3 protein-coding genes are annotated in these 2,487 nt (G+C 64.7%); 1 reads left to right on the forward strand and 2 read right to left on the reverse strand.

Translation table 11 applies throughout. From position 1 onward, the window contains the following. The coding region (locus tag ENZ74_RS28910) for an autotransporter domain-containing protein (protein ID WP_127313186.1) at positions 1 to 885 on the forward strand (885 nt) is incomplete at its 5' end. A gap of 14 nt (positions 886 to 899) precedes the next feature. Here ENZ74_RS28910 and ENZ74_RS28915 read toward each other — a convergent pair. Together ENZ74_RS28915 and ENZ74_RS28920 are read right to left on the reverse strand one after the other, a co-directional pair. Then, positions 900 to 1,295 (reverse strand): hotdog domain-containing protein, encoded by a 396-nt coding sequence (locus ENZ74_RS28915; RefSeq protein ID WP_013530049.1) that lies wholly within the window; start codon positions 1,293 to 1,295, stop codon positions 900 to 902. 368 nt (positions 1,296 to 1,663) lie between these two features. Continuing rightward, a partial coding sequence (locus ENZ74_RS28920; RefSeq protein WP_127313187.1) for a phosphoribosylaminoimidazolesuccinocarboxamide synthase occupies positions 1,664 to 2,487 on the reverse strand: 824 nt, incomplete at its 5' end.

Consider the following 2,487-nt stretch of genomic DNA (forward strand, 5'->3'; position numbering starts at 1 on the left):
CCCGCCATGCCAGTGATGGCTTATGGCGAGGGCGGCCCGGAGCTGGTCGAGGCTGACACCAGCCGTTTCGTCGTGTGGGGGCAGGCGTTCGGCTCCTGGGGCACGGCGAGCGGCGACGGCAATGCCGCCGGCCTCGACCGCTCCACCGGCGGCTTCCTCGCCGGCGCCGACACCGTGATCGGCGAAGCCTGGCGGGTCGGCCTGCTGACCGGCTACAACCACGCCAGTTTCGACGTCGACGATCATGCCTCTTCCGGCTCCAGCGACACCTATCACATCAGCCTTTATGGCGGTAGACAGTGGGACGGCCTCGGCCTGCGCGGCGGCGTCGCCTACAGCTGGAACCGGATCGACACCAGCCGCAACGTCGTCGTTCCAGGCTTCGTCGATGCGCTGACGGCGAAATACGATGCCGGCACCGCGCAGGTCTTCGGTGAGGCCGGCTATCGCCTCGAGACGCGCATGGCTGCCTTCGAGCCCTTCGCCAGTCTCGCCTATGTCAACCTCCACACCGACAGCTTCACGGAAAAGGGGCGCGCCGCCGCACTCACATCCGCTGCCTCGACCACCGAGACCACCTTCACCACGCTCGGCTTGCGGGCCTCGGCCGGCTTCGACCTCGGCGGAATGCAAGCAACCGCGCAGGGTACGCTCGGCTGGCGTCATGCCTTCGGCGACACCACGCCGACCGCAGACATGGCCTTCGCCGGTGGCGACCTCTTCACCATTGCCGGCGTGCCGATCGCTAGGGATACAGCCATCGTCGGGGCCGGGCTCGATTTCCGGATCGCCGACAGCACCACGCTGGGGATCAGCTACTCCGGTCAGTTCGGGAAGAAGGCGGCCGACCAGGGCGTCCGCGCCACGATGCAAGTGCGCTTCTGATTTTTCGGCTTGCCTCAGCCTTCGGCGGGAACCGCTTTCGGCTTGCCCTCGCCATCCAGCGCCACCATGACGAAATCCGCATGGGTGACCTTCTCCATCAGGTCGGAGAGGTAGCGCTGCGCCCAGGCCTCGACCTTGAGCGTCATCGAGGTGCGGCCGACGCGCTCGACATGGGTGTAGATGCACAGCGTGTCGCCGATCTTCATCGGCTTGGCGAACGACATCTCTTTCACCGCCGCCGTCACCACGCGGCCCTTGGCGCGCTCGGCGGCGCGGATGCCGCAGGCCAGGTCCATCTGCGCCATCACCCAGCCGCCGAAAATGTCGCCGGCCGCATTGGCGTCCGAAGGCATGGCCAGGGTGCGCAGCGTCAGATCGCCAAGCGGCCGTCCTTCAGCGTAGTGCACCATGCGAGAAATCCTTCGAGACTGGCTGCCCTCGATCCCGTATCGTCACGGCGCCAGAAGGTCAACGAGCCACGGCATGGCCACAGGCTCGGACTGGCAAAAGACCTGCGACAGCCGGCGCGCGGTGTCGGCAGCCTTTTTGCCGGGCAGCTTTTTCACGATAGGAATTTTTTCTTGACTGGGTGCCCTCAGCTATGGTACATTTTTGCCTATGGTGCTGATTTGCGCCAGTGACCCGCCGCACAGGCGGGTTTTTCGTTTGCTCCGTCAGCCAACACACCGGCGAAGGTTTCCGAGGACCGGTTAACCCGAGTTCGTAGACCCTGGGCATGGCCATGGGACGGCAGTTCGCATCACCCGGCGAAGATCGATCAGAAATAGCGCCTGAGGTTCGTGCGAATGCGATCGAGCACGCTGTTCCCGGAAAGGTCCGGAGAGAACTCCTTGCCGGTGATCGCCTCATAGGCCTGCGCATAGACATGCGAGGCCTGTTCGACGATCTCGGCCGGTATCTCAGGTATCGGGTCGCTGTAGGGGTTGCAGCGCGCCGAGACCCACGACCGGACGAAATCCTTGTCAAAACTCTCCGGCCGGCTGCCGTCGGCGAGCGCCTGTTCGTAGCTCGATGCGATCCAGTACCGGCTGCTGTCCGGGGTGTGGATTTCATCGGCAAGAATGATGGTCCCGTTCCTGTCGGTGCCGAATTCGTACTTCGTGTCCGCCAGGATCAGGCCGCGCTCGGTGGCGCGCTGCTGGCCACGGGCGAACAGCCGCAAAGCGTAGCCGGACACGGTGTCCCACTGCGCCTGCGTGAGAAGACCCTGTTCGAGGATCTCGGCTTTCGACAGCGGCTCGTCATGGCCGCCATGCGCGGCCTTGCTGGTCGGCGTGATGATCGGCTCGGCCAGCTTTTCATTGTCGCGCAGGCCGTCCGGCAGGCGGATACCGTACATGTCGCGGTCGCCGCGCTTGTAGCGCGTCAGGATCGAGGTGCTGGTGGTTCCCGCCAGATAGCCGCGCACGACGATCTCGACCGGCAGGATGTCGAGCCTCGTGCCGACGACGACGTTCGGGTCGGGGTATTCGAGAACATGGTTCGGACAGATATCGGCGGTTTCCTCGAACCAGTAGCGCGCCGTCTGGGTCAGTATCTCTCCCTTGTAGGGGATCGAGGTCAGGATGATGTCGAAGGCAC

Source organism: Mesorhizobium sp. M7A.F.Ca.CA.002.15.2.1 (assembly GCF_003998715.1).
Taxonomy (GTDB): Bacteria; Pseudomonadota; Alphaproteobacteria; order Rhizobiales; family Rhizobiaceae; genus Mesorhizobium; species Mesorhizobium ciceri.

Coding starts and splice junctions, on each gene's coding strand:
- ENZ74_RS28915 (WP_013530049.1), bottom strand. CDS start 1,295: ATGGTGCACTACGCTGAAGGACGGCCGCTTGGCGATCTGACGCTGCGC.